At 30.9% G+C, this 2,939-nt stretch carries 3 protein-coding genes and 2 pseudogenes; all 5 read right to left on the minus strand.

Annotated elements, in window-relative coordinates; translation table 11 throughout:
• Positions 1–104 precede the first annotated feature (104 nt).
• Entirely contained in the window at positions 105–470 is a 366-nt protein-coding gene (locus tag VK998_RS07860) for a hypothetical protein (RefSeq protein ID WP_325227396.1), read from the minus strand.
• Positions 471–520: 50 nt separating this feature from the next.
• Positions 521–622: pseudogene (locus tag VK998_RS07865) on the minus strand (co-chaperone GroES); the annotation flags it as partial.
• 233 nt (positions 623–855) lie between these two features.
• The gene (locus tag VK998_RS07870; protein ID WP_325227398.1) at positions 856–1,545 is read right to left on the minus strand and encodes a DUF554 domain-containing protein; all 690 of its coding nucleotides are present in this window, start codon (positions 1,543–1,545) and stop codon (positions 856–858) included.
• Between the two features lie 250 nt (positions 1,546–1,795).
• Positions 1,796–2,689, minus strand: coding sequence for a DNA-3-methyladenine glycosylase family protein (locus tag VK998_RS07875; protein ID WP_325227399.1), 894 nt, complete (start codon positions 2,687–2,689; stop codon positions 1,796–1,798).
• Between the two features lie 96 nt (positions 2,690–2,785).
• Positions 2,786–2,939 (minus strand): annotated as a pseudogene (locus tag VK998_RS07880) (glutamate dehydrogenase); the annotation flags it as partial.

Below are 2,939 nucleotides of genomic sequence, written 5' to 3' on the forward strand. Positions count from 1 at the left end.
AAGACAATTTAACATTTTCATGTGATTGTAACAAATTTACACGGCAATGAGTGTAATTAGTTCCATTGTTAATGCATCCGTTCGGATAATATTATGTTAGTAGTCTATTCTTCATTGAGTATTTTTGCAGGTAATACTTTCTCAATTCCTTTACCTTCAACGTAATTTGCCCACATTAAATAATGGGTATGGCAGTAATGTATATCATCTGATATGCGCATCGCATGTTCTTCACACATCAACCGGTCGCAGGTTTTATCATTTCCAACGGGGAAATCACAAAGATATTCATGTATCCAATTGCAATCAGAACAAGGCTCACCTAATTCACCTTTAAGGAAAACTATGCCGTCTTCTGTATGTTTACTGTAAGTTGCCATTTTGCCTACTAACAAGCGTTTCAAGCGGACTTGCTTCAAGGCGTTGTTCGAGCCAGTCAATATAAACAGCTGTAACACCATCAAGGTCATTTACATCCTCAAAATCATTTCCGGTTTCCTTTTCAAATTGCTTCCTTAATCTGTTCCTTAGCAGAACTTGGCAAAACAATACCTGATTTAGTTTTCTCCTCTGCTTCAACTAATTTAATCACAACTCTGTCTCCTAATGGTTTAAGGTTCATATTACTACCTCCTTATATTCTAATAATTTTTCCATTTTATTAGCACTCATCGTTGTTGAGTGCTAATATGTACAATTAATATGTTACTTAATAAAAAAAGGAGAATCAAGTCTTATATTTCCTTATATTTCATTATTTACCCTAATTTTTCTAATTAATTGCAGTTTTACTCTTTTTTTTATTGATTATCTTGACTTTACATCCTATTCATCATATTTGTATTTAAAATAGATTTATAGCCCGAAAAATGAAGCAAAAATAGAGTAAATTAATGGAATAAAAATTGCTGGTAGCATATTTCCTATCCTTATTTTCTTTAATTCTAATATATTTATACCTATAGCCATAATCAAAATCCCACCAACCGCTGACATTTCAAGTATTATATCTGGTGTTAGAAGTTCCTTTAAATATGTAGCTAATATAGTAATTAAACCTTGATACAAAAAAACAGCTATAGCAGAAAAAGCTACCCCAATTCCTAATGTAGAGGCAAAAACTATTGAAGATATACCGTCTAATATGGATTTAGCAAAAAGGGTACTGTGATCACCTAATAGACCACTTTCTAAAGCGCCTACTATGGCCATAGCTCCTACACAATAAACTAAAGAAGCCGTTACAAATCCTTTAGAAAAATTCGAGTCCTCTTTCCCAAATTTCCCTTCCATCCTATTTCCTAAACTATTCAATTTCTTTTCAATGCCAATAACTTCTCCTATTATACTACCTAAAACAATACTTATAATTACTAGAATAGTATTTTCAGATTTTATAGCTCCCATTATTCCAATGACTATAACTGAAAGACCTACTCCATCCATTATAGTTTTTTTATACTCTTCCTTTATTCCTTGTTTTATCATTATTCCAAAAATACTTCCTAAAATTATTGCAAAAGAATTCACTACAGTTCCTAACATATATTTCCCCACCTTTATCATAAGTAAATTTATATATAAGTTAAGAATACACTAATTGAAAAAATATTTCCAGAAAAAAATAAGAAACAACCCTGTGGTTGTTCCCTAGTTTAATTATATTTTAATCTATTAATATAGATTGCTCTTCTAAAATTTCTCTTATTTGCATTATTGCCACTTATAAATAGTATTTAGAAACAATTCTAAATCTGATAATCCTTATATCATCATAAAAACAATTTAAAAAACATTACTTAATTTTTTTCTTCCCTATCCCCAATTCTCTAGCATAATAAAATAGATATTGTTGAGCAAATCCTCCAAGAGAACCAAAGTTTTCTTCAGCATAGGCAGAAATCTTTTTAGTACTGGTATTCTCTTTAAAGTATAAACTTTCCATTACCCTCTTCACCCATACATCTATAGGAAAAGCTTCATTTTTATTTAGAGAAAATAATAAAATACAGTTGGACACTTTAGGCCCTACACCGGGAAGTCTCATTAGTATTTCTTTAGCCGTTTCCGTTGGTAGTTTAAATAGCTTATCTAAGTCTATTTCTTTATTTTTAATCATTTTAGAAGTATTCACAATGTATTTAGCCCTATAACCTACCTTACAATTATCTTCTAACTCCTTTTCATCTATACTAGCTAAAATTTCTGGACCGGGGAAGGAATAATATTCCTTTCCATTATATGAGCCTATAGACTCTCCATACTTTTGACTAATTAACTCTATAGACCTTTTTATCCTTGGTATTTGATTATTGGCGGATATTATGAAGGATATGGTAGTTTCATAAGGATCTTGATTCAGTATACGTATACCTTGCCCAAATTTAATAGCTTCATTAAGTATTGGGTCTTTTGATAATTCTTTTTTTATCTCTCCATAATCTCTACCTAAATCAAAATAATCATACCATATGTTTTCAAAATCTTCCATATTGGTATTAGAAAATATAATGTCCTTGCCATCTCTTTTTACATTGATTACTTTGCTTTTGTGGATAGCTGTATAACTAGCATCTTCCTCTACATACCACCTAAAGGCCTGACCACATTCAAAAATATGTTTAGGTTCAAAATCCATCATTTTTTTTATTATTATTTGATTGTTTTTTTCTATTGCATTATAATTCATCTTACTTCACCTCCGCCTTAATTAGTAGACAAAGCACCTGTCCGAGACCACATAAAAAAATGGGACGGCGAGAACCGTCCCCATTGTCCCATTTTATTAATACCATCCTCTTAATTTCATTACATCTGCTACTTTTTTTACTGAAATCATATAAGCTGCTTCTCTTATTGTAACGTCTTTTTCTTGTTTTAGAGCCCATATATCTTTAAAAGCATTAACCATTGCAACCTCTTGCTTTTCTTCTACTTCT

This window comes from Schnuerera sp. (assembly GCF_035459645.1).
In the GTDB taxonomy this organism is placed as follows: Bacteria; Bacillota; Clostridia; order Tissierellales; family Tepidimicrobiaceae; genus Schnuerera.

Excerpts from the sequence above, each read along its gene's own strand:
- VK998_RS07860 (WP_325227396.1), bottom strand. The coding sequence starts at position 470 with ATGACCTTGATGGTGTTACAGCTGTTTATATTGACTGGCTCGAACAAC.
- VK998_RS07875 (WP_325227399.1), bottom strand. The coding sequence starts at position 2,689 with ATGAATTATAATGCAATAGAAAAAAACAATCAAATAATAATAAAAAAA.
- VK998_RS07870 (WP_325227398.1), bottom strand. The coding sequence starts at position 1,545 with ATGTTAGGAACTGTAGTGAATTCTTTTGCAATAATTTTAGGAAGTATT.